Source organism: Enterobacter cloacae complex sp. P2B (assembly GCF_014895985.1).
Taxonomy (GTDB): Bacteria; Pseudomonadota; Gammaproteobacteria; order Enterobacterales; family Enterobacteriaceae; genus Enterobacter; species Enterobacter bugandensis.
Genome location: NZ_JADBQQ010000010.1, coordinates 88,495 through 114,436 on the forward strand (window position 1 = coordinate 88,495; position 25,942 = coordinate 114,436).

Consider the following 25,942-nt stretch of genomic DNA (forward strand, 5'->3'; position numbering starts at 1 on the left):
TATGGCTTTTCTCAGCATCATTATTGCCGCACATAATGCCGAAAACACGCTTCACGCCACACTGGAAAGTCTGCAAAACGCGATTCAGAATGCAGGCGATGATGTAGAAGTTATTATCATTAATGACAGTTCCAACGATTCCACACAGGATATTATTGAGGCGTGGTTGCCAAAGCTTCCGCATGCGCAATGCCAATACGTTGAGTACCGTAACGTAGGGCATGTTCGAAACAGCGCAGTCTCGCTGGCGTCAGGCGATTACATCACGATGCTTGATAGCGACGATCTGTTAAAGCCGGGTAGCATCCGGGATGCCGTCGCCTTCCTGAAAGCAGAGCGTCCTGATATGTTGCTGACGCGCCTGCTGGAAATACGCGATATGCGGAAAATCACCTCCGCATGGCAGGGATTCACGCCCGTCTCATTATCGCAAAATGATGCAATAAAGCGTTTCCTGCAGCACAAAGATTTTCAGGCGCATCTGATCGGGCAATTCATCCACCGCAAGCTGTATGCAAGCAACCCGATCCCGTCTATGGTCTGCTATGAAGATTTTGCGGTATTTCCCGGCATGCTGAGGCAATCGCGTAAAATCTTCTTTCAGCGTCAGGGACACTATTTTTACATCAAACGCAGCGACAGTTTGTCGAGCCGTCTTGACGCCAGTAAAATCGCCACGCTGATTGAATGTACGCTACAGATGGAAAATACATTCCCGCAATCATTTAAGCATCTTATTAATTGCCACTGGTTTGATATTTACAGTAATCACCGACAATATCTGACCGACCTGCAGCTCAAACTGGTTAAGGCGCGGGTAAATGCACTTTATTCTTTCTCTTTTTTCTTCTCCAGAGATGTACGTTTCAGCTACAAAAAAAGGGTCATTGAGGCATTATGGAAAAAGTAAAACTGCGGCTCTATCAGCTGACGCTGATTTTGAGCCTCATTTCGTTTGCACTGGCGCTGCTGAGCTCAGGTAAACAACGCGAATTTTTCTATATTGCGGTTTATGCCAGCATTATCGGCTTAGCTTGCGAATATAAAAAAATCACCCTGCGCCCCTTTTCAATCGCGCTCCCCATATTGCTGATTGGGCTACTCAATCTTGTCTGGTATATGGTGTACGAATACCATAGCGAAGGTTTAAACGCTTACAGCGATTATCTGGGTGCCAGTAAGAAACTGATATTAGCGAGCATTCTCGTTTTCTATCTTGACCGGTTTAAAACTTACGTCGATAAAAGCGCTTTCCAGAAGTACTTCCTGTACGCGGCAGGTACAGGGTTTGTCCTCGCCACGGGATATGGCTTGTGGCAGGCGACGCAGGGTATGGCACGTATAGAGATGGCCATCAATCGCGCCACCGTGTCTGCCTATGTTTACTCCGTACTGTCACTGGCGCTGGTATACAGCCTTTATCTTCAAAAAAACAGAAAACTGTATGTCGTCGCGGGTCTTACCATCTTAATATCTTACTTCGTTATTCTTTTAACGGGGACGCGTGCTGCAATGGGATTATATTTGCTCCTTGCGATTGTACTCACGCTCTACCACTTCAGAAGAATTCATCTGAAATCAACGCTGATTTTTTTATGTATTGTGGCAGGTGTAGTTGTCGTTAGTTACAAACCATTAATTTCACCCAAGATTATGCAAGCACAGGCTGAGCTTGAGAAATATGAAAGCGGAGTAGACGGCACCTCACTTGGCTCTCGTTTTACCATGTGGAATGTAGGTATTCAGAACGGGCTTGCACATCCACTAGGGCAATCATTAGAAGAAAGGTATTTCTGGACGCAACATTATATTAATGATGGACATCCTAATCTAATCACTGCACTTGGCTATTTAAAAATACACCTACACAATGAATTTATCGAAAAATACTCTCTGCAGGGGCTTCCGGGTCTGGCGATATTACTCTTTTTCTTCGTTTCGATGATTACTTACGCGCTTAAAAACCGAAATGGCCTGCTGCTGACAACGATGCTTCTTTTATTACTCTATGGCCTGACGGACGTCATTTTATTGAGCTCAGAAGCCCTAATATTCTTTGTTACTCTTTTTGCATTGAGTACTCCTTTATCGCAAACCAGACAACATCAATAAGAGATAATGCCCGCCAGCCGGGCATTATTTTTTCTTGTATTGATAAAACTCCACCAGCGTCATCCCCACCGTCTTATCGGATAGCCAGCTAAAAAGCGCTTCTAAATCCTGATACAACCCTTCGATCGCCGCCTCATCTTTAAACGTGGGGCTTCCGCCGGGCATAAATTCTGACGAATGAAGCATAAACTCCACATAGTCATTTCCCCGCGACAGGCACTGCTGCGCGACCTGAATCATCTGCGCCGCATTGCCGCCGGACGGTCGCAACCAGTTTACGGACGGAGAGCGGTATTTCCCGCGCAGACGATCATAGCCTTGCTTGATCGTGTTCAACCAGGCCGGATGTTTATACTGAATGCTCATCGGCACTTCGAGTAAGGGGCTATTTCCCGCCTGGGAAATAGTATCTAAATCCATAAAATAGGCGTGGTCGGGGAAATGCTGATAATCCGTTCCGCCATTGCCCTGCGGAGCACCTTTCGCATTGCGCCAGTTCACGCGTGGCGTCACGGAGCAATCAACCTGGTAGCCCAGTTCAACGAGCAATTTTGCATAGCGGCTATCAAATGCCCAACGCCCGGCGCGGTGGCTCAGCATTTTGGTCTGGAATGTCTCTTCCAGCAGACGGGTCATGAACAGCACTTTCTCACGCATCACCTCGTCTGAAAATTCAATCAGATACGGTTGCCAGCGCCAGTCATCTCCCGTGAGATCGTGCTCAGGTGGGCTATTCCATGCGTGAAGGTGCATACCCACCTCCCCCTGACCGCGAGCGATCGCGTCCCTGGCGAATTCAATGAAAACGGGCTCGATTGCCATCTCATAGTTTGTCAGCCATACGGGCTTAAAACCAAAACGCTCACAGAGGGCCTGGAACCGGGCCAGATAGCGCGCATTTTCCGTTTTAATGACGCGGTGATTCTGCCAGAGATTATCGCCCTCAGTATCAATCGTGATGATAAACGCTGGTTTTTTCATAATGAGTCCGCATGACAGGGAAGTTAGCGCTATGTTACGCACTCACCAAAGCCTGAGTAAAGCCTCCCTGGGAAATTCCTGAGATTATGGAGAAAGAGTGCAAGTCGCTACCAGGTCTATTAGAATTGCCAACAGTACAACGCCGATAAGATGATGATGAATAACTTACCTGACACGCCTGATTTGCGCATTCTACTGATCAAACTCCGCCATCATGGCGATATGTTATTGACCACCCCCGTCATTGATTCATTACGTCAAAAATGGCCACAAGCGCAAATTGACGTGCTGTTGTATGAAGAAACGCGCGATATGCTCGCCGCGCACCCGACGATTGGCACTATTTATGGAATCGATCGTAAATGGAAGCAGCTGGGCACGCTAAAGCACCTTCAAAAGGAGTGGCAGTTACTCTGCGCGTTACGAAAGCAACATTATCATCTGGTGATAAATCTTGCCGATCAGTGGCGTAGCGCTATCGTCACCCGTTTCACCGGTGCGCCGGTTCGCCTCGGATTTGCCTTTAACAAACGCAACAATCCATTCTGGCGTTTCTGTCATAGCGATTTAGTCTCTGTTGCAAATCACAAATGCCTGCACACTGTCGAACAAAATCTCTCCATTCTGTCACCATTACAGGTCGCGCCTGAGCCAGCTGTTACCATGGCCTACAGCGCAGAAGACTGGCACCACGCCCACCAGCAGCTGGTGCAAAAAGGAGTGGGCGATAACTACATCGTCATTCAGCCGACATCACGCTGGTTCTTCAAATGCTGGGATGAAAGCAAAATGGCGCAAACCATCACCGCGCTGCAGCAGGATGGGCATACCGTTGTACTCACGGCCGGGCCGGATAAAAAAGAGCTGGCGATGATAGATCGCATACTCGCCGCCTCACCGAAAACGGGGGTCGTCTCGCTGGCGGGACAGCTAACGTTGCGCCAGCTGGCCTCACTCATCGACCACGCGTGTCTTTTTATTGGCGTTGACTCCGTTCCGATGCATATGGCCGCCGCGCTGCAGACGCCCTGCGTGGCGCTGTTTGGCCCTTCCAAACTGACGTTTTGGTCTCCATGGCAAGTCAACGGTGAAGTCATCTGGGCTGGCGACTACGGTCCCCTTCCCGATCCCGACGCTATTGATACCAAAACGAAAGAACGCTATCTCGACGCCATTCCTGTTGATGCTGTCGTCTCCGCTGCAAGGAGATATTTGTCATGAAACACCATCGTCTGGCGATTGTTCGCCAAAAGTATCGCCCTGATGGCGGAGCGGAGCGCTTCGTTTCACGTGCGCTCACCGCGCTGAGCAATCAGAATCTTGAACTCAACGTCATTACGCGTGAATGGCAGGGCGAGAGACAGGACGACTGGCATATCCATATTTGCGACCCGAGCAAATGGGGCCGAATTAGCCGCGAACGCGGGTTTGCCCATGCTGCCCGCGCGCTGTGGCAGCAACAGCAGTTTGATATTGTGCAAAGCCACGAGCGGATTCCGGGCTGTGATATCTACCGCGCTGGCGATGGCGTTCATCGCCGCTGGCTGCTACAGCGTGCGCGCATCCTGCCCGCCTGGCGCGCGAAAATGCTGATGGTCGACCGCTATCACCGCTACGTGATGCACGCCGAGCGTGAAATGTACCAGGCACCAGAGCTGAAAGCGGTTATCTGTAATGCGGAGATGATCAAACGCGAAATCGTCGAAGACTTTGATATTGACGCAAAAAAGATCCATGTGATTTATAATTCAATTGATTCCAGCCGCTTCGTTCCGGCCCAGGAAGCACAGCGTGCCGCGCTGCGTCAGCAATTTGGTTTGCCAGCCGATGCCGTGGTGTTCTGTTTTGTAGGATCGGGATTTGAACGAAAAGGATTGGCCAGCGCCATACGCGCTATCGCAGGAACTTCAGCCTGGCTGATTGTGGTTGGACAGGATAAAGCAGAACATCGTTATCGTGACCTCGCCCGTTCATTGGGCTGCGAAGGGCAAATCCGTTTCCTGGGGATGCAGAAAGAAACGCTGCCTTTTTATCAGCTATCCGATGGTTTACTGTTGCCAACGCTGTATGATCCCTTTCCAAACGTCATTCTTGAAGCGATGGCCTGCGGCTTGCCCGTCATTACTTCAGAGAGTTGCGGAGGCGCTGAATTTATTCAGCAAGGCCAGAACGGATTTTATTGTGACGCCTTGGATATCAACACATTGAAGGAGGCAATTGCAGCCACTCCTTCTCTGGGAAAAAATAACACGATGGGGCAAGCGGCACGTGAACGGGTAAAAGACGCCACCCCCGAAAAACTGTCAAGTCAGCTTATTTCGCTTTATCAAAAATTACTGGATTAAAAATGCGCATCCTAATGATTATTGATGGTTTACCCGGTGGGGGAGCTGAAAAAACAGTTCTTACACTTTCCAGCGGATTAACGGAAATGGGGCATCAGGTCTCCCTTTTCTCTCTGCGGAAAGTGTGTGATTACGCCATCCCGGAAGGCATTGATTATCAGGTGGTTCAGGATACCTGCAAAAAACCGTGGCGCAAGTTGACGGAGATCCCACGCCGAGCCCGCCTGCTGGATCAGGCAATTGAGCGGGCTGAGCGCAGCGGAAAATTTGACGTTGTGTTCTCTCATCTGCACAAAACTGACCGCATTGTGGCGCACTGCCGCGCGCTGGAGCGTGAAAAAGTCTGGTTCTGCGTGCATGGCATGTTCTCTTTCTCCTATCTTCGCCATCGCAGCGGGCTGTCGCGCTGGTTTAAGCATCTTAAAATTCGTCATACCTACGAAAACCGAAACGTTGTCGCCGTCTCAGGCGCCGTGCTGAAAGACCTTTCCGAGACCCTGGCTCTGAAACTCCGGCGTAAAGCGGTTATCCACAATCCTTTTGATATCCCTGAAATTCAGCGTCTGGCGGATGCCCCCTTCGAGATGCAAGGGAAGGATTACATCATCCATGTCGGCCGCTTCCATGAACACAAACGCCACGACCGTCTTTTACGCGCGTTCGCACAGAGCCAGCTCGACACTACGCTTGTCATGATGGGCAATGGCTCCGAAGCCAAAATTCAAAAGCTCAAACAGCTTGCCCGCGACCTGGGTATTGAAGACAAGACGGTTTTCCGTCCCTTCGACTCCAATCCCTACCCCTGGATTAAAGGGGCACGCCTCTTAGTGTTAAGTTCTGACTGCGAAGGTTTTGGTAATGTGCTGGTGGAATCCATTATCTGCCAGACGCCACCGGTCAGTACCAATTGTCCGGGTGGCCCCGCAGAAATCCTCACCGGCGCCTTAGCGCGCGGGCTGGCAGAGCTAAATGACGCGTCACTGGCAAAAACCCTGGTAGATATTTATACCGCCCCGCCGGTTGTTGGCGATGCAACGATTGCGTCGTTCGGTATCAATGCCATTTGCCAGCAGTACATTGCTTTGGTCGACAATCAAAAATAATCAGGTTTCTTATGCAAAATTCAGCGCCATTGTTAAGCGTGGTGGTTGCCGTTTATAACGGCGAAGCTTTTCTGGATCAGTTCTTTACCTGCCTTGTGAATCAACGCATCGACAGCATGGAAGTCATTATTGTCAATGATGGCTCAACTGACCGCTCGATGCAGATCGTCGAAAGCTGGCGTGAAAAACTGCCGCAGATGCAGGTGATTGAACAGCAAAACCAGGGCGTTTCCATTGCGCGAAATACCGGCCTGGCCGTTGCAACCGGTCAGTATCTCTCTTTCCCGGATATTGATGACGTCTTCAAACCTGGCATGTACCAGCGTCTGCTGGATATGGCCGTCACGCAGGATTTGGATGTCGCCACCTGCAACGGCAACTACGTCTGGGAAAATGATAAGAAACCGTCTCGACCTATCTTCCCCGAGGATAAACTCGCCTCAACGGGCGTTATGACGGGCCCGGCATGGTTAAAGATGGCGCTGGATTCACGTAAGTTCCTGCACGTGACCTGGCTTAATATCTATCGCCACGATTTTATTCGTAAACACAGTTTCCATTTCGAACCCGGCCTGCGCCATCAGGATATCCCATGGACTACCGAGGTGCTGCTTGCCGCAGAGCGCGTTCAGTACACCAATGAACGCTTTTATGACTACTACATTCACTCTGCCTCGGTATCGCATACGCCGGATAATGACGACACGCTGATTCGCTCCGCGCGCCACTACATGAAAATCCTGCAGATGCTTGATGCCATTAACCAGCGTTACCCGGATAAAGTGAAAAATATCCCCGCCTGCCACTGGCAAATCGCCAAAGAGGGGCTGGGGATCATTCATACCTTCGACAACATGAAGGATGAGACAAAGAAAACAATGATTATCAAAGAGTTCTTCGACACCGGGATCTGGAAGCTTATCTGGAAAAGTGCCAAAAGCCCGCGTTTGCGCTGGCGCCTGGGCCGACGCTACTTCCGTTTAAAACGGTATCTGGCATAAGAGATAGCTTTACCTGGCTTAAATGCTTAGAATTTGCCCGCCGAAACTAAAAAGACGGATAATCGCTTGGAATTGTTGTATACCGCCCTGCTCTATATCATTCAGCCACTGGTGTGGCTGAGACTGTTGCTTCGTAGCCGTAAAGCGCCTGCGTATCGTAAACGCTGGGCTGAACGCTATGGCTTTTGCCGCAATAAAGTCGCCCCGGACGGTATTTTGCTGCATTCCGTTTCTGTCGGTGAAACGCTGGCGGCGATCCCGCTGGTTCGCGCTCTGCGCCACCGCTACCCGTCTCTGCCGATTACCGTCACCACCATGACGCCAACCGGCTCAGAGCGCGCGTTATCCGCGTTTGGCAAAGACGTTCATCACGTCTACCTCCCTTACGATCTGCCCTGCGCTATGAATCGTTTCCTGAATACCGTTCGCCCGAAGCTGGTGATCGTGATGGAAACCGAGCTGTGGCCGAACATGATTTCCGCTCTGCATGCCCGTAAAATTCCGCTGGTGATTGCCAACGCGCGCCTTTCAGAGCGCTCGGCGAAAGGCTACGGCAAGCTGGGCAAATTTATGCGCCGCCTGCTGAGCAAAATCACGCTGATTGCCGCGCAGAACGAAGAAGACGCGGCACGCTTTATCTCTCTGGGCCTGAAGCGCAACCAGCTTGCCGTGACCGGCAGCCTGAAATTCGATATTTCCGTTACCCCTGAACTGGCCGCCCGCGCCATCACGCTGCGCCGCCAGTGGGCTCCGCGTCGCCAGGTCTGGATAGCGACCAGTACTCATGAGGGCGAAGAGGCGATTATCCTGCAGGCGCACCGTAAGCTGCTGGAAACCTTCCCGGACCTACTGCTGATTCTGGTGCCTCGTCACCCCGAACGTTTTAAAGATGCCCGCGAAATGGTGCAGAAAGGCGGCTTCAGCTTCACCCTGCGCAGCAGCGGAGAGATCCCTTCCGGCAGTACCCAGGTGGTGATTGGCGATACGATGGGCGAACTGATGCTGCTCTACGGCATTGCTGACCTCGCCTTTGTTGGCGGCAGCCTGGTGGAGCGCGGAGGCCATAACCCGCTCGAGCCGGCAGCCCACGCCATTCCTGTGTTGATGGGTCCACACACGTTTAACTTCAAAGATATCTGCGCTAAATTGCAGCAGGCCGATGGTTTAATTACCGTGACCGATGCGGACTCGGTCGTCAAAGAAGTATCGACCCTTCTGACGGATGAAGATTACCGCCTGTGGTACGGTCGCCACGCCGTCGAAGTGCTGCACCAGAACCAGGGCGCACTCACCCGTCTGCTGCAGCTTCTGCAACCTTATCTGCCTCAGCGGAGCCACTAATGTCTACGCGTCTGTCGGTCGTCATGATCGCCAAAAACGCCGCCGACCTGCTTCCGGACTGCCTGGCCTCCGTCGCCTGGGCTGACGAAATTGTTATCCTCGACTCCGGAAGCACGGACAAGACGGTGGACATCGCCCGGGCTGCGGGCGCAAAAGTCTTTACCGATACCGACTGGCAGGGCTACGGCATTCAGCGCCAGCGCGCGCAGGGTCACGCCACGGGCGATTATGTGCTGATGATCGACACCGACGAGCGCGTCACCACGGAACTCCAGCAGGCCATTCAGGCGGTGCTTTCCTCACCCCAGCCTGGCGCCGTATACAGCATCGCGCGTCGCAACTACTTCCTTGGCCGCTTCATGCGCCACAGCGGCTGGTATCCGGATCGCGTAATGCGCCTCTACGAGCGCGGGCGCTTTCAGTACAACGACAATCTTGTCCATGAGTCACTGGCCTGCGACGGCGCCCAGGTCATCCCCCTGACGGGTGATTTGCTGCATCTGACCTGCCGTGATTTCGCCAGCTTCCAGCAAAAGCAGCTCAACTATGCCACCGCATGGGCGCAGGAACGCCACCAGCGCGGCAAGAAGGCCTCGCTGACAGGAATCTTCACCCACACGCTGGGCGCGTTTCTGAAAACGCTGCTGCTGCGCGGCGGCGTGCTGGATGGTAAGCAGGGCTGGTTACTGGCGGTAGTGAATGCCCAGTATACTTTCAACAAATACACCGAGCTGTGGGCGCTCTGCCGCGGCTACTCAGAGAAAACGTGAGCCATGAGCACAAAAGCGATTTATCCGGGTACCTTCGATCCGATCACTAACGGTCATCTTGACATCATTACCCGTGCAGCGTGCATGTTCGACAAGGTGATCCTGGCGATTGCCGCCAGCCCCAGCAAAAAGCCGATGTTTGATCTCAACGAGCGCGTGCAACTTGCCACCGACGCCATTTCGCACCTGCCGAATGTTGAAGTTGTCGGGTTCAGCGATCTGATGGCGAACTTCGCCCGCGCCCAGCAGGCCAATATTCTGATTCGTGGCCTGCGCGCGGTGGCAGACTTCGAGTATGAGATGCAGCTGGCGCACATGAACCGTCATCTGATGCCGGAGCTGGAAAGCGTATTCCTGATGCCGTCAAAAGAGTGGTCGTTTATCTCGTCCACGCTGGTGAAAGAGGTGGCGCGCCATCACGGGGACGTTACCCATTTCCTGCCGGATAACGTCCACCAGGCGCTGATGGAAAAGCTAAAGTAGTTCTATTTCTGACACTGGCGGCAGTAGAACGTGGCGCGCTGGGCGTGCTTCGTGGCAATAATCGGCGTCCCGCATGCCCTGCATGGCTCGCCCTTACGGCCATACACCTGCAGCTCCTGGGCAAAATAGCCTGGTTTACCATCGCTCTGCAGAAAATCCTTCAGGGTGGTCCCGCCTTGCTCAATCGAGCGCAGCAGCACTGCTTTAATGACCCGAACCAGCAGCTCACACTCCTGCGCGGACAGCGACGAGGCCAGCCGATCGGGATGGATCCCGGCCGCGAACAGCGATTCACTGGCGTAAATATTCCCCACGCCGACCACCAGCTTGTTATCCATCAGCCAGGGCTTGATCGGGGTCTTTTTCTTCGCGCACTTCTCTTTCAGGTAGTCCGCATTAAACGCGTCTGAAAGCGGCTCAGGGCCCAGATGCGCCAGCACGTTGTGTCCTTCCAGCTCCTTCGTCCACAGCCACGCGCCAAAGCGCCGCGGATCGGTGTAGCGGAGCACTTTGCCGTTGCTCATTACCAGGTCAACGTGATCGTGTTTTTCCGCAGGCAGTTCTTCGGTCAGGATGCGCAGGCTCCCGGACATCCCAAGATGGATAATGATCCAGCCGTCAGGCAGCTCCAGCAGCAGGTATTTCGCGCGGCGCTGCACGCTAAGGACGGGTTTGTCGCTTAACGCGTGGATCTCATCGGACACCGGCCAGCGCAGTCGTCCATTGCGAACGACGGCATGAAGAATAGTCGCGCCGACCAGATGGGGCTCAATGCCGCGACGGCTGGTCTCTACCTCAGGTAATTCAGGCATGGTTCCTCCGTTGAGATGCAGAATGCAAAAAACCCCGCAGTTGCGGGGTTTTTCAATACAAGGAGGCTAAAATTATTTGATTTTAGCTTCTTTGTACAGTACGTGCTGGCGTACAACTGGATCGAATTTTTTCAGTTCCAGTTTTTCCGGCTTAGTACGTTTGTTCTTCGTGGTGGTGTAGAAGTGACCTGTACCAGCAGAAGAAACCAGCTTGATTTTCTCGCGAATACCTTTAGCCATGATTTATTTCCTCTTTAAGTACTTAGTACTTTTCGCCACGGGCACGCAGTTCAGACAGAACTGTATCGATGCCTTTCTTATCGATTACACGCATACCTTTAGCAGATACACGCAGGGTGACAAAACGCTTCTCGCTCTCAACCCAGAAACGGTGAGAGTGCAGGTTCGGCAGGAAACGGCGTTTAGTCGCGTTCAGTGCGTGGGAACGGTTGTTACCGGTCACCGGACGCTTGCCAGTAACTTGGCAGACTCGGGACATGTCTATTCTCCAAAAATCAAATTAGCTCGAGCTTCGTATGGGGTATCGGCGCCTCGTCAGGCTTTACAGCCCGGTCATCGCGTAGTTCTAAGTGAACTCTCGATTGCCAGGCCCAAATGCCAAACCCGAGATTCTCAAAGGTGGCGTAGTATACGCTGACTCGGCGGTGTGCTCAAGTCCCGAACAGACAAAGATCCCGATGGATCGCGAGAAATAGCCTAAATCCAGCCATGTTCTGCAAAAGAAATGTACTCTCCGCGGCCAATTATCAGATGGTCCAGAACACGAATGTCCATGAATTGACAGCATTTGATAATGCGTTCGGTGATTTCTTTGTCAGCTCTGCTCGGTTCTGCACAGCCAGAGGGGTGATTATGCGCGAGGATCACCCCCGCTGCATTCACTTTTATCGCTTCACGCACAATTTCACGCGGATGTACCTCAACGTGGCTCAGTGTACCCGAAAACAGGCGGCTGTGCTTCAGTACCCGGTTCCTGTTGTCGAGAAAGATCACCATAAAGATCTCCCGCTCCAGACCAGATAGCTGGCTTTGCAAAAATTCGCGGGTCATGTCAGGGGTAAGGATCGGATCTTGCTCCTCCATCTGTACGTTATAAAATCGCCGGGCAAGTTCAGCAATACCCCGTAACTGGGCATACTTCGCGACGCCAATGCCTTCTACGTGCGTAAACGCCTCCAGTTCGGCTGTCAGCAAACCATGTAGTGAACCAAAATGGTCTATCAGATTTTTCGCCAGCGTAAATACCGTTTTTCCCTTCGTACCTGTACGTAAAAAGAGCGCCAGCAGCTCCTCGTCTTTTAATAACGCGACGCCATGACGCAGCATTTTTTCGCGCGGTAGCAGCAGTTCAGTCTCTTCCATGCCCGGCCTCCTTCTGTTTGCCATTATGCTGCCACAGGCAAATCCGGGGCTCGACGCTGAGGTTTCGTTCTTGCGTAGCGCCTCGCAAAGTGCATAAAGGACTTCATCACCCCCCTATTTGGGATTGTGGTAAAATGCCCGCTCTCTGGTGAAACCCAACAGGAAAGAATCATGATGAGCCTGGCCGGTAAAAAAATCGTTCTTGGCGTGAGCGGCGGCATTGCTGCTTATAAAGCGCCGGAGCTGGTGCGTCGTCTGCGCGAGCGCGGGGCGGACGTGCGGGTCGCGATAACCGAAGGCGGTAAAGCCTTTATCACCCCTCTGAGCCTGCAGGCGGTTTCAGGATACCCGGTATCTGACAGCCTGCTCGATCCGGCCGCCGAAGCCGCGATGGGGCATATTGAGCTTGGGAAATGGGCCGATCTGGTGATTCTTGCCCCTGCCACGGCAGATTTAATTGCCCGCGTGGCGGCCGGTATGGCGAACGATCTGGTTTCGACCATTTGCCTCGCGACGCCTGCGCCCGTCGCCGTTGTGCCCGCCATGAACCAGCAGATGTACCGCAATGCCGCCACCCAGCATAATCTGGAGACGCTGGCTTCGCGCGGCCTGCTTGTCTGGGGCCCGGACAGCGGCAGCCAGGCCTGCGGCGACGTTGGCCCGGGGCGTATGCTCGACCCGCTGACGATTGTGGATATGGCCGCCGCCCATTTTTCACCTGTCAACGACCTGCAACATCTCAACATCATGATTACCGCGGGCCCGACGCGCGAGCCGCTGGACCCGGTGCGTTACATCACCAACCACAGCTCCGGTAAAATGGGCTTTGCGATTGCTGCCGCAGCGGCAAAACGCGGTGCTAACGTCACGCTGGTCAGCGGCCCGGTCTCGTTACCTACGCCACCTTTTGTACAGCGTATTAATGTTACCACCGCGCTGGAGATGGAAGCCGCCGTGCAGGCTCATGCGCAACGCCAGCAGATTTTTATCGGCTGTGCGGCCGTGGCAGACTATCGCGCCGAGACTATCGCCGAGTCTAAAATCAAAAAGCAAGGCGATGAATTAACACTGAAAATGGTGAAAAACCCGGACATTGTTGCCGGTGTCGCCGCACTAAAAAGCCATCGTCCTTACGTTGTTGGATTTGCCGCAGAAACGAATAATGTGGAAGAATATGCCCGGCAAAAACGTACCCGCAAAAACCTCGATTTAATTTGCGCGAACGACGTATCGCTGGCCACGCAAGGATTTAATAGCGACAGCAACGCACTGCACCTTTTCTGGCAGGATGGAGATAAAATCTTACCGCTTGAGCGCAAGGAACTCCTGGGCCAACAATTACTGGACGAGATCGTTACCCGTTATGATGAAAAAAATCGACGTTAAGATTCTGGACCCGCGTGTTGGCGAGCAATTCCCGCTGCCAACCTATGCCACCTCCGGCTCTGCCGGACTTGACCTGCGCGCCTGTCTCGATGACGCCGTAGAACTGGCTCCCGGTGCCACTACCCTGATCCCGACTGGCCTGGCGATCCACATTGCAGACCCGTCTCTGGCGGCAGTCATCCTGCCGCGCTCGGGTCTGGGCCATAAGCACGGCGTAGTGCTGGGTAACCTGGTCGGCCTGATCGACTCCGACTACCAGGGTCAGCTGATGGTGTCCGTCTGGAACCGTGGTCAGGACAGCTTCACCATTGAACCGGGCGAGCGTATCGCGCAGATGGTTTTTGTACCGGTGGTACAGGCAGAATTTAACCTGGTGGCAGACTTTGATGCCACCGACCGTGGCGAAGGCGGCTTCGGCCATTCCGGGCGCAAATAACCGCCCGACACACGTATCTCGCAGCGCCATAACGCAATAACAAACCGCAAACGTCAGTTTGCGGTCGCTGTGTGGATGCCAGCCTGGCAAGTGCTTATTTTCAGGGGTATTTTGTAACATGGCAGAAAAACAAACCGCGAAAAGGAATCGTCGCGAAGAAATACTTCAATCTCTGGCTCTGATGCTTGAATCCAGCGATGGCAGTCAACGCATCACCACCGCCAAACTGGCCGCCTCTGTGGGCGTGTCTGAGGCGGCGCTGTATCGTCATTTCCCCAGCAAAACAAAAATGTTCGACAGCCTGATCGAGTTTATTGAAGACAGTCTGATCACGCGCATTAACCTGATTCTGAAAGATGAAAAAGATACCACCGCGCGTCTTCGTCTGATTGTGCTGTTAATTCTGGGCTTTGGGGAGCGCAATCCGGGTTTAACCCGTATCCTGACCGGCCACGCGCTGATGTTTGAGCAGGACAGGCTGCAGGGCCGCATCAATCAGCTTTTTGAGCGTATTGAAGCGCAGCTGCGCCAGGTGCTGCGCGAGAAGAAAATGCGTGAAGGCGAAGGATACAATACGGATGAGACATTGCTGGCAAGCCAGATTCTGGCGTTTTGTGAAGGCATGCTCTCCCGCTTTGTGCGCAGCGAATTCAAATACCGACCAACGGACGATTTTGACGCCCGCTGGCCGTTAGTGGCAGCGCAGCTGCAGTAGCACCGCAGGCCCGGTAAGCGTAGCGCCGCCGGGCAATTTAATTACACGCCAAACTCTTCGCGATACGCCCGCACCGCCGCCAGGTGATCCGCCATCTCTGGCTTCTCTTCCAGATACGCAATCAGGTCTTTCAGAGTGATGATAGAGATCACTTTGCAGCTGTAATCACGCTCTACTTCCTGGATAGCAGAGATATCGCCGCGACCACGCTCCTGACGATCAAGAGAAATCAGCACGCCAGCCAGCGTCGCACCGTTGGCCTGGATAATCTCCATAGATTCACGGATCGCGGTGCCTGCGGTAATCACGTCGTCGACCAGCATCACGCGGCCCTGCAGCGCGCTGCCCACAAGATTACCGCCTTCACCGTGGGTTTTGGCCTCTTTGCGGTTAAAGCAGTACGGCACATCACGGTCATGGTGCTCCGCCAGCGCCACCGCCGTGGTGGTTGCAATCGGAATGCCCTTGTACGCAGGGCCAAACAGCAGGTCGAAATCAATCCCGGAATCCACCAGCGCTTCGGCATAGAAGCGGCCTAACAGTGCCAGATCGCGCCCGGTATTAAACAGCCCGGCGTTGAAGAAATACGGGCTCTTACGCCCGGACTTCAGCGTAAATTCGCCAAACTTAAGGACCTGTTTATTAATCGCAAACTCAATAAACTGGCGCTGATACGATTTCATGGATTCGCTCCTTTGGTTTTTTCTGTCTTACAGGCAAAAAAAAGGCGACTCATTGGTCGCCTTTAAAATCAATTTTCTAACGCCGCTTTTTGCGTCGTTACAATGGATTCGATTCCCCCTCGGGCCAACGCCAGCAGGGAGAGAAGTTCTTCATGGGTGAACGGCTCACCTTCCGCCGTCCCCTGCACCTCAATGATGCGACCATCTTCGGTCATCACCACGTTCATGTCGGTCTCGGCGGCAGAATCTTCAACATATTCCAGATCGCAAAGCGCTTCACCATTAACGATCCCCACAGAAACCGCCGCGACCATCCCTTTCATAGGGTTGGTTTTCAGCTTACCAGCTGCAACCAGCTTGTTCAGGGCATCGGCCAGCGCCACACAGGCACCGGTAATGGACGCGGTACGCGTGCCGCCATCTGCCTGAATCACGTCGCAGTCCAGGGTAATAGTGAATTCACCGAGGATTTTCAGATCAACGGCGGCGCGCAGCGCACGTGCGATCAGGCGCTGGATTTCCATGGTACGTCCACCCTGCTTACCCTTTGCCGCTTCACGGGCGTTACGGGTATGGGTCGCGCGCGGCAGCATGCCGTACTCGGCGGTGATCCAGCCCTGGCCCTGACCTTTCAGAAAGCGCGGAACACCTTCTTCGATGGACGCGGTGCAAAGCACTTTGGTGTCACCAAACTCAACCAGCACGGAGCCTTCAGCGTGTTTTGTATAGTTACGGGTCAGGGTGACGGGACGCACCTGATTGGCGCTACGACCTGATGGACGCATGATGGATTCTCCGGCTTGAAACGAATGTGGCTGCGCATTATACGGATAAAGGACGCTTATTCCTATCCTGAGAAGCCCCCGAAAGCTATAATCCCCCCATCTCTCCTTTAAAAACGGGAATGTCTATGATCCGCAGTATGACCGCCTACGCCCGGCGTGAAATCAAGGGTAGCTGGGGTAGCGCTACCTGGGAAATGCGTTCGGTAAACCAGCGCTATCTGGAAACATATTTCCGTATGCCGGAACAGTTCCGCAGCCTTGAACCTGTGGTGCGCGAGCGTATCCGTACGCGTCTGACCCGCGGGAAAGTGGAATGCAACCTGCGCTTTGAGCCCGATGCCAGCGCACAGGGCGAGCTGATCCTCAACGAAAAACTGGCGAAACAGCTCGTTAATGCGGCGAACTGGGTCAAAATGCAGAGCGATGAAGGCGAAATCAACCCGGTTGATATTCTGCGCTGGCCTGGCGTCATGGCCGCCGGCGAGCAGGATCTGGACGCGATTGCCGCAGAAATTCTGGCAGCCCTCGACGGCACGCTGGATGACTTTATCGTTGCCCGCGAAACCGAAGGTCAGGCGCTGAAAGCGATGATTGAGCAGCGCCTTGAAGGCGTCAGCGCTGAAGTGGCGAAGGTTCGCGCCCATATGCCGGAAGTGCTGCAATGGCAGCGCGAGCGTCTGGTCGCCAAGCTGGAAGAAGCGGAAGTTCAGCTGGAAAACACCCGTCTGGAACAAGAGCTGGTGCTGATGGCGCAGCGTATCGATGTTGCTGAAGAGCTGGATCGTCTGGAAGCGCACGTGAAAGAGACCTATAACATCCTGAAGAAGAAGGAAGCTGTAGGCCGCCGCCTGGACTTTATGATGCAGGAGTTCAACCGCGAGTCGAACACTTTGGCGTCTAAGTCTATCAACGCTGAAGTGACCAACTCAGCGATTGAACTCAAGGTTCTGATTGAGCAGATGCGCGAGCAGATCCAGAATATTGAGTAATCGCTTTTTGGATGGCGTCGGCTGACGCCATCCATTATTATTTCTAATCCGAATTCCCGTCTCTTTTCAAATTCAGCAGCCAAGAATCAAAGATATTCAACATGTATTGATTAAATTTTATAGGTGAAACCCAATCGCCTTAGAAAATCTCAATCGTGATCTTGCGCACAAATCGCTAACCTTTCCGCGTTCACACCGGAGGGTATATGCTGCTTCACATTCTTTATCTTATTGGTATCACCGCTGAAGCCATGACTGGCGCTCTCGCCGCCGGGCGTCGCCGGATGGACACCTTCGGCGTGATCATTATTGCCACTGCAACCGCCCTGGGCGGCGGTTCCGTGCGCGATATCCTGCTTGGCCATTACCCGCTCGGCTGGGTGAAACATCCTGAGTATGTGATTATCGTCGCAACGGCTGCCGTATTAACCACCATAGTGGCACCCGTTATGCCCCATCTGCGCCGCCTGTTCCTGGTGCTTGACGCGCTGGGGCTGATCGTCTTTTCTATCATCGGCGCGCAAATCGCGCTCGATATGGGGGAAGGCCCGGTTATCGCCACCATTGCTGCCGTGGTGACGGGCGTTTTCGGCGGCGTGCTGCGCGATATGTTCTGCAAGCGCATTCCTCTGGTCTTCCAAAAAGAGCTGTATGCCGGCATCTCCTTCGCCGCAGCGGTGCTCTACATTGCCCTGCAGCATTACGTTTCAAACCACGACGTGGTGGTCATCTCAACGCTGCTGTTTGGCTTTACGGCCCGCATGCTGGCGCTGCGTCTGAAGCTCGGATTGCCCGTGTTTCACTATAAGCACAGCGCCCACTGATCTCAGAACCCATTGATGTGCTGCTGAGCAAGCCACCTGACCAGCACATCGATCTCTGGCGCGTGCAGCCAGGCAACGATTTGCCGCGCCGTCTCCGCACCCGTACCCGGCAAGGCCTGCCAGGCCTTTTCACTGCGTTCGCTCATCTTTTGCCACGACACATCTTCCAACGCCTTCAGCGAGGCCTGTGGCAGCGGAACACCCAGCGCCATAATCCAGCGGATAAAAGGCTGCTCATGCACCTGATTAAAGCGATGCCAGAGCGCCAGCCCGCGTGCGGCAGAGAATCCCGGCGTCGACTGCAGCTGCTCCTGCGTTAATAGCAGCCACGAAAAGAGATGTTCAAAATGATGCGCCTGCCAGAGTGTGCGCCAGCCTGACTCACCTAATCCTTCAATGTTGAATACCTGCTTTGAACTGAGCCACGTCAGCCGGGCAAAGAACTGATCCATACACTCCGGCGAGGCATAAAAGCAACTCAGGGAGTGATAACGCGAGGCCGGAGGCTCTGGTTTTTGTCTGTCCGCTCCTCGCCAGACCACCTTATCAAACCGGGGGATACCCTGCCCTGCCAGGCTGACCTGGATCTGATCGCCCGGGGCAATATCCAGCCTCTGCCAGCGCCCAACCGAACCGAGACTCACTCGCTGCACCCGTTTATCGTCCAACTGCGCAGACTCAAGTGCCGCCACGACAGAAATTTTGCCCGTGCGCCCCACGGAAAAAAGAATATTCCTGACCTCTGCGACCTGTGCCGCAGGCGAATATTTCCACGCGATAATCCAGTTGCCTTCGCCGGGCAGCCAACTCTCCCCTGTAGGTGGCTCCGCAGACCGAACCACTATGCCATCCGTGGCAAAGGGCAATGCCGTGTTTTGCCAGGCCAAACGCTGTTTTTCAACAGCATCAACCGCTTGTACGGGCAACGTATAGCGCGCCGTCAGGGAAAAGCCTGCGCTGGACAGCTCAGAAAGCCTGTTTTCCATTCCCTTCGGTCCATCCGGCCAGGCCCAGATAAATATTCCTGTCTGGCTCAGAAGCGCGTTGTCCTTTTGTCGCATCATCGCACCCGCCACTTTTGCGCGAGCATTCATTCCGCCCATCTGCCGCTGGACGTGGTTTTCGCGTAACCAGAAAAGCTCCCCCTGTAAGACGCTGTTTGCAAGCGCGCCGGATACCTCCTTGGGTACGGACGGGATCAAACGCACGCGGGCCGTCCAGTCCTCGCCTTTTAACCCATTACCACGGCTGATGGCCCGCGCTAGCTTTCCGTTGCGATACACCAGCGTCACCGCCACGCCATCGACTTTTGGCTGCATCCAGAGATTTTTCCGGCCGTGCATCCAGTGACCCAGCGCTTCTTTGCTGGCTGCTTTACGTACCCCCGTATGGGCAACAGGATGTTTTACGTTTCCCTCCAGCGCAGGAAGGGCGCTCTCAGCAAAATCGTTGCCGAAACAGCGCTGCCACTGGGTTAAACGGCCGTTGAGCTGGTCATACACTTCGTCACTGACCTCGCTCAACCCCAGCTTCCAGTAAGCCTCATCCCAGCGTTTGATTTGTGCACTTAATGACGCAATCTCTTTTTCGGCTTTTGCCTGTGACCACACCGGGCACACCGCCGCCCCGTAACCACACCACAACAGCATTAACCCGCTTATCCACCGCCACATCGCTATCCCTCCTTTGCAATGCAGGAGGTATAACCTGACGTGAGAAACGACGCTAATAGCAACCTTTCACGTTGCGAGGCGCTATCCAGCGTTAATTTTTATTGCTGCAAACCGCAGGTAAAACCTGAAAACGGTACGCAAAATTCAATAATCTAGGGGAAAAAGTGTGACAAAGGCTACGTCACACAGCGGCGACGTGTATAATAAGCCCGTATGTAGGACTTCTTCGTTAACACATACAAAAGACTCTCATGGCTCAAGGCACGCTTTATATTGTTTCTGCCCCTAGCGGCGCGGGTAAATCCAGCCTTATTCAGGCACTGTTAAAAACCCAACCGTTGTACGACACACAGGTTTCTGTTTCTCACACCACGCGAGCGCCGCGTCCGGGTGAAGTGCACGGTGAACACTATTTCTTTGTGGATCACGACGAGTTCAGAGCGATGATCGGCAGAGATGCGTTTCTTGAACACGCAGAAGTGTTTGGTAACTACTACGGCACCTCGCGTGAAACCATTGAGCAGGTTCTGGCGACGGGCGTGAATGTGTTCCTCGACATCGACTGGCAGGGCGCACAGCAAATTCGCAAGAAAATGCCTGACTCGCGCAGTATCTTTATTTTACCGCCGTCGAAGGATGAGCTGGATCGCCGCCTGCGTGGCCGCGGTCAGGACAGTGAAGAAGTCATCGCAAAGCGTATGGAACAGGCAGTTGCAGAAATGAGCCATTACGCGGAATATGATTACCTTATTGTGAATGATGATTTTGATGCCGCGCTGAGCGATCTCAAAACCATTCTTCGCGCAGAACGACTGCGTATGAGCCGCCAGAAGCAGCGACATGACGCATTAATCACCAAACTGTTGGCAGACTGAACCCACTTTCAGTATCATGCCCAGTCATTTCTTCACCTGTGGAGCATTTTAAGTATGGCACGCGTAACTGTTCAGGACGCTGTAGAGAAAATTGGTAACCGTTTTGACCTGGTGCTGGTCGCCGCGCGTCGCGCTCGTCAGATGCAGGTGGGCGGTAAAGATCCGCTGGTACCGGAAGAAAACGATAAAACCACCGTTATTGCACTTCGCGAAATCGAAGAAGGTCTGATTAACAACCAGATCCTCGACGTGCGTGAGCGCCAGGAGCAGCAAGAGCAGGAAGCCGCAGAACTGCAGGCCGTAACCGCCATTGCTGAAGGTCGTCGTTAATTAAACCTGCGGGTCGCCCTTGTATCTGTTTGAAAGCCTGAATCAACTGATTCAAATCTACCTGCCTGAAGACCAGATTAAGCGTCTTCAGCAGGCGTATCTCGTTGCACGTGACGCTCACGAGGGCCAGACACGTTCAAGCGGTGAACCCTACATCACGCACCCAGTTGCGGTAGCCTGTATTCTGGCCGAGATGAAACTCGACTACGAAACGCTGATGGCCGCCCTGCTGCACGACGTGATCGAAGATACCCCTGCCACCTACCAGGATATGGAACAGCTGTTTGGCAAAAGCGTTGCCGAGCTGGTGGAAGGGGTCTCTAAGCTTGATAAGCTGAAATTCCGCGACAAGAAAGAGGCGCAAGCCGAAAACTTCCGCAAGATGATTATGGCGATGGTGCAGGATATCCGCGTCATTCTCATCAAACTCGCTGACCGTACCCACAACATGCGCACGCTGGGCTCACTTCGCCCGGATAAACGTCGCCGCATTGCCCGTGAAACCCTCGAAATTTACAGTCCGCTGGCGCACCGTTTAGGTATCCACCACATCAAAACCGAGCTGGAAGAGCTGGGCTTTGAAGCGTTGTACCCGAACCGCTATCGCGTGATTAAAGAGGTGGTGAAAGCCGCACGCGGTAACCGTAAAGAGATGATTCAAAAGATCCTCTCTGAAATTGAAGGGCGTTTGCAGGAAGCGGGAATCCCGTGCCGCGTCAGCGGTCGCGAAAAACATCTTTACTCCATCTACTGCAAAATGGTGCTCAAAGAGCAGCGTTTTCACTCGATCATGGATATCTACGCGTTCCGCGTAATCGTCCACGACTCTGACACCTGCTACCGCGTGCTGGGGCAGATGCACAGCCTCTATAAACCGCGCCCGGGGCGCATGAAAGATTACATCGCCATTCCGAAAGCGAACGGCTATCAATCTTTGCATACCTCGATGATCGGTCCGCACGGCGTGCCTGTTGAAGTGCAGATCCGCACCGAAGACATGGACCAGATGGCAGAGATGGGTGTAGCCGCACACTGGGCTTACAAAGAGCACGGTGGCGAAAGCAGCACCACCGCGCAAATCCGCGCCCAGCGCTGGATGCAGAGCCTGCTGGAGCTTCAGCAGAGTGCGGGTAGCTCGTTCGAATTTATCGAGAGCGTTAAATCCGATCTCTTCCCGGATGAGATTTACGTTTTCACCCCAGAAGGCCGCATTGTCGAACTGCCTGCGGGCGCAACGCCGGTCGACTTCGCCTACGCCGTGCATACCGATATCGGGCACGCCTGCGTGGGCGCGCGCGTCGACAGACAGCCTTACCCGCTGTCTCAGCCGCTCTCCAGCGGACAGACGGTCGAAATTATTACCGCGCCGGGCGCACGTCCGAACGCGGCCTGGCTCAACTTTGTCGTGAGTTCCAAAGCGCGCGCCAAAATTCGTCAGCTGTTGAAAAACCTCAAGCGCGATGACTCCGTGAGCCTGGGGCGTCGCCTGCTCAACCACGCGTTGGGCGGCAGCCGCAAGCTGGCTGAGATCCCACCGGAGCATATTCAGCGTGAACTCGACCGTATGAAGCTCACGTCTCTGGACGATCTGCTGGCGGAAATTGGTCTGGGTAACGCGATGAGCGTCGTGGTGGCGAAAAACCTGCAGCAGGGCGAAGCGACGCCATCTGCTCCAGGCGCATCCGGCCATGCTCATCTGCCGATCAAAGGCGCGGACGGGGTGCTGATCACCTTCGCAAAATGTTGCCGTCCAATCCCTGGCGACCCGATTATTGCGCACGTCAGTCCGGGCAAAGGGCTGGTTATCCACCATGAATCCTGTCGTAACATTCGCGGCTACCAGAAAGAAGCCGAGAAGTTTATGGCGGTAGAGTGGGATAAAGAGACGGCGCAGGAATTTATCACCGAAATTAAGGTGGATATGTTCAATCACCAGGGTGCCCTGGCGAACCTGACGGCAGCCATCAACACGGCCTCGTCCAACATTCAGAGCCTGAATACGGAAGAAAAAGACGGCCGCGTCTATAGCGCTTTTATCCGTCTGACCGCTCGCGACCGCGTGCATCTGGCGAACATTATGCGCAAGATCCGCGTCATGCCGGACGTGATTAAAGTCACCCGAAACCGAAACTAGGTTTATGAATTCACAACGTTATGCCCGTATCTGCGAAATGCTTGCCAGACGCCAGCCTGACCTGACGGTCTGCATGGAGCAGGTGCATAAACCTCATAACGTCTCTGCCATCGTCCGTACCGCAGATGCCGTCGGCGTGCATGAAGTGCACGCCGTCTGGCCGGGTCACCGGATGCGAACCATGGTCTCTGCTGCGGCAGGCAGTAACAGCTGGGTATCCGTCAAATCTCACCAGACGATTGGCGATGCCGTATCGCATCTGAAAGGACGCGGGATGCAGATCCTGGCGACAAACCTGTCCGATAAGGCCGTGGATTTCCGCGAGATCGACTATACCCGCCCGACCTGCATTTTGATGGGTCAGGAGAAAACCGGGATCTCCCAGGAGGCGCTGGATCTGGCGGATCGGGACATCATCATTCCGATGATCGGCATGGTCCAGTCCCTTAACGTCTCCGTGGCGTCCGCGCTCATTCTGTATGAAGCGCAGCGCCAGCGTCAGAACGCCGGGATGTACGAGCGCAGCAACAGCATGCTGCCGGAAGAAGAACAGCAGCGCCTGCTGTTTGAAGGTGGCTATCCGGTGCTGGCACGCGTTGCGAAGCAGAAAAAATTGCCTTACCCCCACGTCAACGCGCAGGGCGAAATTGAAGCCGATGCCGAGTGGTGGGCCACTATGCAGTACGCCGGGTAACCGATGAAAGGCCGCCTGCTGGATGCTATCCCGCTCAACAGCCTGACGGGCGTGGGCGCGGCGCAAAGCAATAAGCTGGCAAAAATTGGCCTGCACACCGTGCAGGATCTCCTGCTTCACCTCCCCCTGCGTTACGAAGACCGCACTCAGCTCTACAAGATTGGCGATCTGCTTCCCGCCATTTACGCCACCGTTGAAGGCGAAGTCCTGAACTGCAACATCTCTTTCGGCGGACGCCGGATGATGACCTGTCAGATCAGCGACGGCACCGGCATCCTCACCATGCGTTTCTTCAACTTCAGCGCGGCGATGAAGAACAGTCTGGCGACCGGCCGTAGGGTGCTGGCCTATGGCGAAGCTAAACGCGGGAAATACGGCGCAGAGATGATCCACCCGGAGTACCGCGTGCAGGGCGATCTCAGCACGCCGGAACTGCAGGAGACGCTCACCCCGGTTTACCCGACGACCGAAGGCATCAAGCAGGCGACGCTGCGTAAGCTCACCGATCAGGCGCTGGAGCTGCTGGACACCTGTGCCATTACCGAACTGCTGCCGCCAGAACTGGCTCAGGGGATGATGAGCCTGCCCGAGGCGCTGCGCACCCTGCACCGCCCGCCGCCAACGCTGCAGCTCAGCGATTTAGAAAGCGGTAAACACCCCGCCCAACGGCGTCTTATCCTTGAGGAATTACTGGCGCATAACCTGAGCATGCTGGCGCTGCGCGCCGGCGCGCAGCGTTTCCACGCTCAGCCGTTAAGCCCGAATGATGTGCTCAAAGATAAGCTGCTGGCCTCGCTGCCCTTTAAGCCCACCGGCGCGCAGGCGCGCGTCACCGCCGAGATTGAGCGCGACATGGCGCTCGACGTGCCGATGATGCGCCTGGTGCAGGGCGACGTAGGTTCAGGTAAAACGCTGGTTGCCGCCCTGGCCGCGTTACGCGCCATCGCCCACGGCAAACAGGTCGCCCTGATGGCACCGACAGAGCTGCTGGCCGAGCAGCACGCCAATAATTTCCGCGCCTGGTTCGCACCGCTCGGGATTGAGGTGGGCTGGCTCGCCGGAAAGCAAAAAGGCAAAGCGCGTCTTGCGCAGCAGGAAGCCATCGCCAGCGGCCAGGTGCAGATGATTGTCGGCACACACGCTATCTTTCAGGAGCAGGTGCAGTTTAACGGCCTCGCGCTGGTGATTATCGACGAGCAGCACCGCTTCGGCGTGCATCAGCGTCTGGCGCTGTGGGAAAAAGGGCTGCAGCAGGGCTTCCACCCGCACCAGCTGATCATGACCGCCACGCCGATCCCGCGTACCCTGGCGATGACCGCCTACGCCGATCTGGATACCTCTACCATCGACGAACTGCCGCCGGGCCGAACGCCGGTGACGACGGTCGCCATACCGGATACGCGCCGCAGCGACATCATTGACCGCGTGCGCAACGCCTGCACCCATGAAGGGCGCCAGGCCTACTGGGTCTGTACCCTGATAGAAGAGTCTGAACTGCTGGAAGCCCAGGCCGCCGAAGCGACGTGGGAAGAGCTCAAGCTGGCACTGCCCGAGCTGAACGTTGGCCTGGTTCACGGCCGCATGAAGCCTGCCGAGAAGCAGGCGGTGATGCAATCCTTCAAACAGGGGGAACTGCATTTGCTGGTCGCGACGACGGTCATCGAAGTGGGCGTTGACGTACCCAACTCCAGCCTGATGATTATCGAAAACCCGGAACGTCTGGGGCTTGCCCAGCTCCACCAGCTGCGCGGGCGCGTTGGCCGCGGCGCGGTAGCATCTCACTGCGTTCTGCTTTACAAAGCCCCTCTCTCGAAAACCGCCCAGATGCGACTGCAGGTGCTGCGCGACAGCAACGACGGCTTTGTGATTGCGCAAAAAGACCTGGAGATACGCGGCCCGGGCGAACTACTGGGCACGCGCCAGACGGGAAATGCTGAATTCAAAGTGGCGGATTTACTGCGCGATCAGGCCATGATCCCGGAAGTTCAGCGCCTTGCGCGCCATATTCATGAACGCTACCCCGAACAGGCGGCAGCGTTAATTGAACGCTGGATGCCGGAAACCGAACGGTATTCCAACGCCTGATC

At 54.6% G+C, this 25,942-nt stretch carries 27 protein-coding genes; 19 read left to right on the top strand and 8 right to left on the bottom strand.

Going from position 1 to position 25,942, the window contains the following annotated elements; genetic code table 11:
• The first annotated feature begins 1 nt into the window (after window position 1).
• Window positions 2-910 (top strand): glycosyltransferase family 2 protein, encoded by a 909-nt coding sequence (locus IM313_RS09290; RefSeq protein ID WP_192971822.1) that lies wholly within the window; start codon window positions 2-4, stop codon window positions 908-910.
• A complete protein-coding gene (locus IM313_RS09295; protein WP_192971823.1) occupies window positions 898-2,112 on the top strand; it encodes an O-antigen ligase in 1,215 nt (404 codons plus the stop codon). Before IM313_RS09290 ends, IM313_RS09295 begins: the two co-directional genes overlap by 13 nt.
• Window positions 2,113-2,136: 24 nt before the next feature.
• On the opposite strand, the gene IM313_RS09300 is transcribed toward IM313_RS09295, so the two are convergent.
• Complete coding sequence (locus tag IM313_RS09300) at window positions 2,137-3,093, bottom strand: polysaccharide deacetylase family protein (RefSeq protein WP_028015025.1); 957 nt, start codon at window positions 3,091-3,093, stop codon at window positions 2,137-2,139.
• Between the two features lie 150 nt (window positions 3,094-3,243).
• On the opposite strand from IM313_RS09300, the gene rfaQ reads away from it, so the two are divergent.
• The 7 genes from rfaQ (at window position 3,244) to coaD (ending at window position 10,136) form a co-directional block, all read left to right on the top strand.
• Window positions 3,244-4,314, top strand: coding sequence for a putative lipopolysaccharide heptosyltransferase III (rfaQ, locus tag IM313_RS09305; protein ID WP_192971824.1), 1,071 nt, complete (start codon window positions 3,244-3,246; stop codon window positions 4,312-4,314).
• Entirely contained in the window at window positions 4,311-5,438 is a 1,128-nt protein-coding gene (locus tag IM313_RS09310) for a glycosyltransferase family 4 protein (protein WP_028015023.1), read from the top strand. Before rfaQ ends, IM313_RS09310 begins: the two co-directional genes overlap by 4 nt.
• Window positions 5,439-5,440: 2 nt before the next feature.
• Entirely contained in the window at window positions 5,441-6,541 is a 1,101-nt protein-coding gene (locus IM313_RS09315) for a glycosyltransferase (RefSeq protein ID WP_041911667.1), read from the top strand.
• 11 nt (window positions 6,542-6,552) lie between these two features.
• Window positions 6,553-7,542: a glycosyltransferase gene (locus tag IM313_RS09320; RefSeq protein WP_049001243.1), complete on the top strand. Its 990-nt coding sequence runs from the start codon at window positions 6,553-6,555 to the stop codon at window positions 7,540-7,542.
• A 66-nt stretch (window positions 7,543-7,608) separates the two neighbouring features.
• Window positions 7,609-8,883, top strand: a complete 1,275-nt coding sequence (waaA, locus tag IM313_RS09325; protein WP_028015020.1) for a lipid IV(A) 3-deoxy-D-manno-octulosonic acid transferase — start codon at window positions 7,609-7,611, stop codon at window positions 8,881-8,883.
• Entirely contained in the window at window positions 8,883-9,653 is a 771-nt protein-coding gene (locus tag IM313_RS09330; RefSeq protein ID WP_192971825.1) for a glycosyltransferase family 2 protein, read from the top strand. The genes waaA and IM313_RS09330 overlap by 1 nt, the downstream gene beginning before the upstream one ends.
• A gap of 3 nt (window positions 9,654-9,656) precedes the next feature.
• Entirely contained in the window at window positions 9,657-10,136 is a 480-nt protein-coding gene (coaD, locus tag IM313_RS09335; RefSeq protein ID WP_025758454.1) for a pantetheine-phosphate adenylyltransferase, read from the top strand.
• A gap of 2 nt (window positions 10,137-10,138) precedes the next feature.
• Here coaD and mutM read toward each other — a convergent pair whose 3' ends face one another.
• The 4 genes from mutM to radC form a co-directional block, all read right to left on the bottom strand.
• Complete coding sequence (gene mutM, locus IM313_RS09340; RefSeq protein WP_028015018.1) at window positions 10,139-10,948, bottom strand: bifunctional DNA-formamidopyrimidine glycosylase/DNA-(apurinic or apyrimidinic site) lyase; 810 nt, start codon at window positions 10,946-10,948, stop codon at window positions 10,139-10,141.
• A 72-nt stretch (window positions 10,949-11,020) separates the two neighbouring features.
• Window positions 11,021-11,188 (bottom strand): 50S ribosomal protein L33, encoded by a 168-nt coding sequence (rpmG, locus tag IM313_RS09345; protein WP_003024094.1) that lies wholly within the window; start codon window positions 11,186-11,188, stop codon window positions 11,021-11,023.
• A 22-nt stretch (window positions 11,189-11,210) separates the two neighbouring features.
• A complete protein-coding gene (gene rpmB / locus IM313_RS09350) occupies window positions 11,211-11,447 on the bottom strand; it encodes a 50S ribosomal protein L28 (RefSeq protein WP_002436699.1) in 237 nt (78 codons plus the stop codon).
• 218 nt (window positions 11,448-11,665) lie between these two features.
• Window positions 11,666-12,331, bottom strand: coding sequence for a DNA repair protein RadC (radC, locus tag IM313_RS09355; protein ID WP_028015017.1), 666 nt, complete (start codon window positions 12,329-12,331; stop codon window positions 11,666-11,668).
• A 174-nt stretch (window positions 12,332-12,505) separates the two neighbouring features.
• On the opposite strand from radC, the gene coaBC reads away from it, so the two are divergent.
• From coaBC to slmA, 3 genes are all read left to right on the top strand, one after another.
• Window positions 12,506-13,717 carry a bifunctional phosphopantothenoylcysteine decarboxylase/phosphopantothenate--cysteine ligase CoaBC gene (gene coaBC / locus IM313_RS09360; RefSeq protein ID WP_028015016.1) on the top strand — a complete coding sequence of 404 codons (1,212 nt, stop codon included), beginning with the start codon at window positions 12,506-12,508 and terminating at the stop codon, window positions 13,715-13,717.
• Window positions 13,695-14,153, top strand: a complete 459-nt coding sequence (gene dut, locus IM313_RS09365; RefSeq protein WP_015570042.1) for a dUTP diphosphatase — start codon at window positions 13,695-13,697, stop codon at window positions 14,151-14,153. Before coaBC ends, dut begins: the two co-directional genes overlap by 23 nt.
• A gap of 118 nt (window positions 14,154-14,271) precedes the next feature.
• Window positions 14,272-14,868: a nucleoid occlusion factor SlmA gene (gene slmA / locus IM313_RS09370; protein WP_028015015.1), complete on the top strand. Its 597-nt coding sequence runs from the start codon at window positions 14,272-14,274 to the stop codon at window positions 14,866-14,868.
• Window positions 14,869-14,909: 41 nt separating this feature from the next.
• Here slmA and pyrE read toward each other — a convergent pair whose 3' ends face one another.
• Both pyrE and rph read right to left on the bottom strand, forming a co-directional pair.
• On the bottom strand, window positions 14,910-15,551 hold the full coding sequence (pyrE, locus tag IM313_RS09375; protein ID WP_192971826.1) for an orotate phosphoribosyltransferase: 642 nt from the start codon (window positions 15,549-15,551) through the stop codon (window positions 14,910-14,912).
• Window positions 15,552-15,619: 68 nt separating this feature from the next.
• On the bottom strand, window positions 15,620-16,336 hold the full coding sequence (rph, locus tag IM313_RS09380) for a ribonuclease PH (RefSeq protein ID WP_010426431.1): 717 nt from the start codon (window positions 16,334-16,336) through the stop codon (window positions 15,620-15,622).
• A 125-nt stretch (window positions 16,337-16,461) separates the two neighbouring features.
• Between rph and IM313_RS09385 the strand changes: the two genes are divergently transcribed.
• Both IM313_RS09385 and IM313_RS09390 read left to right on the top strand, forming a co-directional pair.
• Window positions 16,462-17,325 carry a YicC/YloC family endoribonuclease gene (locus IM313_RS09385; protein WP_028015013.1) on the top strand — a complete coding sequence of 288 codons (864 nt, stop codon included), beginning with the start codon at window positions 16,462-16,464 and terminating at the stop codon, window positions 17,323-17,325.
• A 206-nt stretch (window positions 17,326-17,531) separates the two neighbouring features.
• Window positions 17,532-18,149 (top strand): trimeric intracellular cation channel family protein, encoded by a 618-nt coding sequence (locus tag IM313_RS09390; RefSeq protein ID WP_023334014.1) that lies wholly within the window; start codon window positions 17,532-17,534, stop codon window positions 18,147-18,149.
• 2 nt (window positions 18,150-18,151) lie between these two features.
• Here IM313_RS09390 and ligB read toward each other — a convergent pair whose 3' ends face one another.
• A complete protein-coding gene (ligB, locus tag IM313_RS09395) occupies window positions 18,152-19,822 on the bottom strand; it encodes an NAD-dependent DNA ligase LigB (RefSeq protein ID WP_192971827.1) in 1,671 nt (556 codons plus the stop codon).
• A gap of 251 nt (window positions 19,823-20,073) precedes the next feature.
• Between ligB and gmk the strand changes: the two genes are divergently transcribed.
• Genes gmk through recG form a run of 5 tightly spaced genes read left to right on the top strand, consistent with a single transcriptional unit; the run spans window position 20,074 to window position 25,940 of the window.
• Complete coding sequence (gene gmk / locus IM313_RS09400) at window positions 20,074-20,697, top strand: guanylate kinase (protein WP_010426438.1); 624 nt, start codon at window positions 20,074-20,076, stop codon at window positions 20,695-20,697.
• Between the two features lie 54 nt (window positions 20,698-20,751).
• A complete protein-coding gene (gene rpoZ, locus IM313_RS09405; RefSeq protein WP_000135058.1) occupies window positions 20,752-21,027 on the top strand; it encodes a DNA-directed RNA polymerase subunit omega in 276 nt (91 codons plus the stop codon).
• Window positions 21,028-21,046: 19 nt separating this feature from the next.
• Window positions 21,047-23,161, top strand: a complete 2,115-nt coding sequence (spoT, locus tag IM313_RS09410; RefSeq protein WP_045630233.1) for a bifunctional GTP diphosphokinase/guanosine-3',5'-bis pyrophosphate 3'-pyrophosphohydrolase — start codon at window positions 21,047-21,049, stop codon at window positions 23,159-23,161.
• 4 nt (window positions 23,162-23,165) lie between these two features.
• Entirely contained in the window at window positions 23,166-23,855 is a 690-nt protein-coding gene (gene trmH / locus IM313_RS09415) for a tRNA (guanosine(18)-2'-O)-methyltransferase TrmH (protein ID WP_028015010.1), read from the top strand.
• Window positions 23,856-23,858: 3 nt separating this feature from the next.
• Complete coding sequence (recG, locus tag IM313_RS09420; RefSeq protein ID WP_063437255.1) at window positions 23,859-25,940, top strand: ATP-dependent DNA helicase RecG; 2,082 nt, start codon at window positions 23,859-23,861, stop codon at window positions 25,938-25,940.
• Window positions 25,941-25,942: the final 2 nt, after the last annotated feature.

Excerpts from the sequence above, each read along its gene's own strand:
- IM313_RS09300 (WP_028015025.1), bottom strand. The coding sequence starts at position 3,093 with ATGAAAAAACCAGCGTTTATCATCACGATTGATACTGAGGGCGATAAT.
- IM313_RS09290 (WP_192971822.1), top strand. The coding sequence starts at position 2 with ATGGCTTTTCTCAGCATCATTATTGCCGCACATAATGCCGAAAACACG.
- pyrE (WP_192971826.1), bottom strand. The coding sequence starts at position 15,551 with ATGAAATCGTATCAGCGCCAGTTTATTGAGTTTGCGATTAATAAACAG.
- mutM (WP_028015018.1), bottom strand. The coding sequence starts at position 10,948 with ATGCCTGAATTACCTGAGGTAGAGACCAGCCGTCGCGGCATTGAGCCC.
- rpmB (WP_002436699.1), bottom strand. The coding sequence starts at position 11,447 with ATGTCCCGAGTCTGCCAAGTTACTGGCAAGCGTCCGGTGACCGGTAAC.
- rfaQ (WP_192971824.1), top strand. The coding sequence starts at position 3,244 with ATGATGATGAATAACTTACCTGACACGCCTGATTTGCGCATTCTACTG.
- radC (WP_028015017.1), bottom strand. The coding sequence starts at position 12,331 with ATGGAAGAGACTGAACTGCTGCTACCGCGCGAAAAAATGCTGCGTCAT.
- trmH (WP_028015010.1), top strand. The coding sequence starts at position 23,166 with ATGAATTCACAACGTTATGCCCGTATCTGCGAAATGCTTGCCAGACGC.
- slmA (WP_028015015.1), top strand. The coding sequence starts at position 14,272 with ATGGCAGAAAAACAAACCGCGAAAAGGAATCGTCGCGAAGAAATACTT.
- rph (WP_010426431.1), bottom strand. The coding sequence starts at position 16,336 with ATGCGTCCATCAGGTCGTAGCGCCAATCAGGTGCGTCCCGTCACCCTG.
- rpoZ (WP_000135058.1), top strand. The coding sequence starts at position 20,752 with ATGGCACGCGTAACTGTTCAGGACGCTGTAGAGAAAATTGGTAACCGT.
- IM313_RS09295 (WP_192971823.1), top strand. The coding sequence starts at position 898 with ATGGAAAAAGTAAAACTGCGGCTCTATCAGCTGACGCTGATTTTGAGC.
- IM313_RS09310 (WP_028015023.1), top strand. The coding sequence starts at position 4,311 with ATGAAACACCATCGTCTGGCGATTGTTCGCCAAAAGTATCGCCCTGAT.
- ligB (WP_192971827.1), bottom strand. The coding sequence starts at position 19,822 with ATGTGGCGGTGGATAAGCGGGTTAATGCTGTTGTGGTGTGGTTACGGG.
- IM313_RS09385 (WP_028015013.1), top strand. The coding sequence starts at position 16,462 with ATGATCCGCAGTATGACCGCCTACGCCCGGCGTGAAATCAAGGGTAGC.
- IM313_RS09330 (WP_192971825.1), top strand. The coding sequence starts at position 8,883 with ATGTCTACGCGTCTGTCGGTCGTCATGATCGCCAAAAACGCCGCCGAC.
- coaBC (WP_028015016.1), top strand. The coding sequence starts at position 12,506 with ATGAGCCTGGCCGGTAAAAAAATCGTTCTTGGCGTGAGCGGCGGCATT.
- dut (WP_015570042.1), top strand. The coding sequence starts at position 13,695 with ATGATGAAAAAAATCGACGTTAAGATTCTGGACCCGCGTGTTGGCGAG.
- rpmG (WP_003024094.1), bottom strand. The coding sequence starts at position 11,188 with ATGGCTAAAGGTATTCGCGAGAAAATCAAGCTGGTTTCTTCTGCTGGT.
- gmk (WP_010426438.1), top strand. The coding sequence starts at position 20,074 with ATGGCTCAAGGCACGCTTTATATTGTTTCTGCCCCTAGCGGCGCGGGT.
- recG (WP_063437255.1), top strand. The coding sequence starts at position 23,859 with ATGAAAGGCCGCCTGCTGGATGCTATCCCGCTCAACAGCCTGACGGGC.
- IM313_RS09320 (WP_049001243.1), top strand. The coding sequence starts at position 6,553 with ATGCAAAATTCAGCGCCATTGTTAAGCGTGGTGGTTGCCGTTTATAAC.
- IM313_RS09315 (WP_041911667.1), top strand. The coding sequence starts at position 5,441 with ATGCGCATCCTAATGATTATTGATGGTTTACCCGGTGGGGGAGCTGAA.
- coaD (WP_025758454.1), top strand. The coding sequence starts at position 9,657 with ATGAGCACAAAAGCGATTTATCCGGGTACCTTCGATCCGATCACTAAC.
- IM313_RS09390 (WP_023334014.1), top strand. The coding sequence starts at position 17,532 with ATGCTGCTTCACATTCTTTATCTTATTGGTATCACCGCTGAAGCCATG.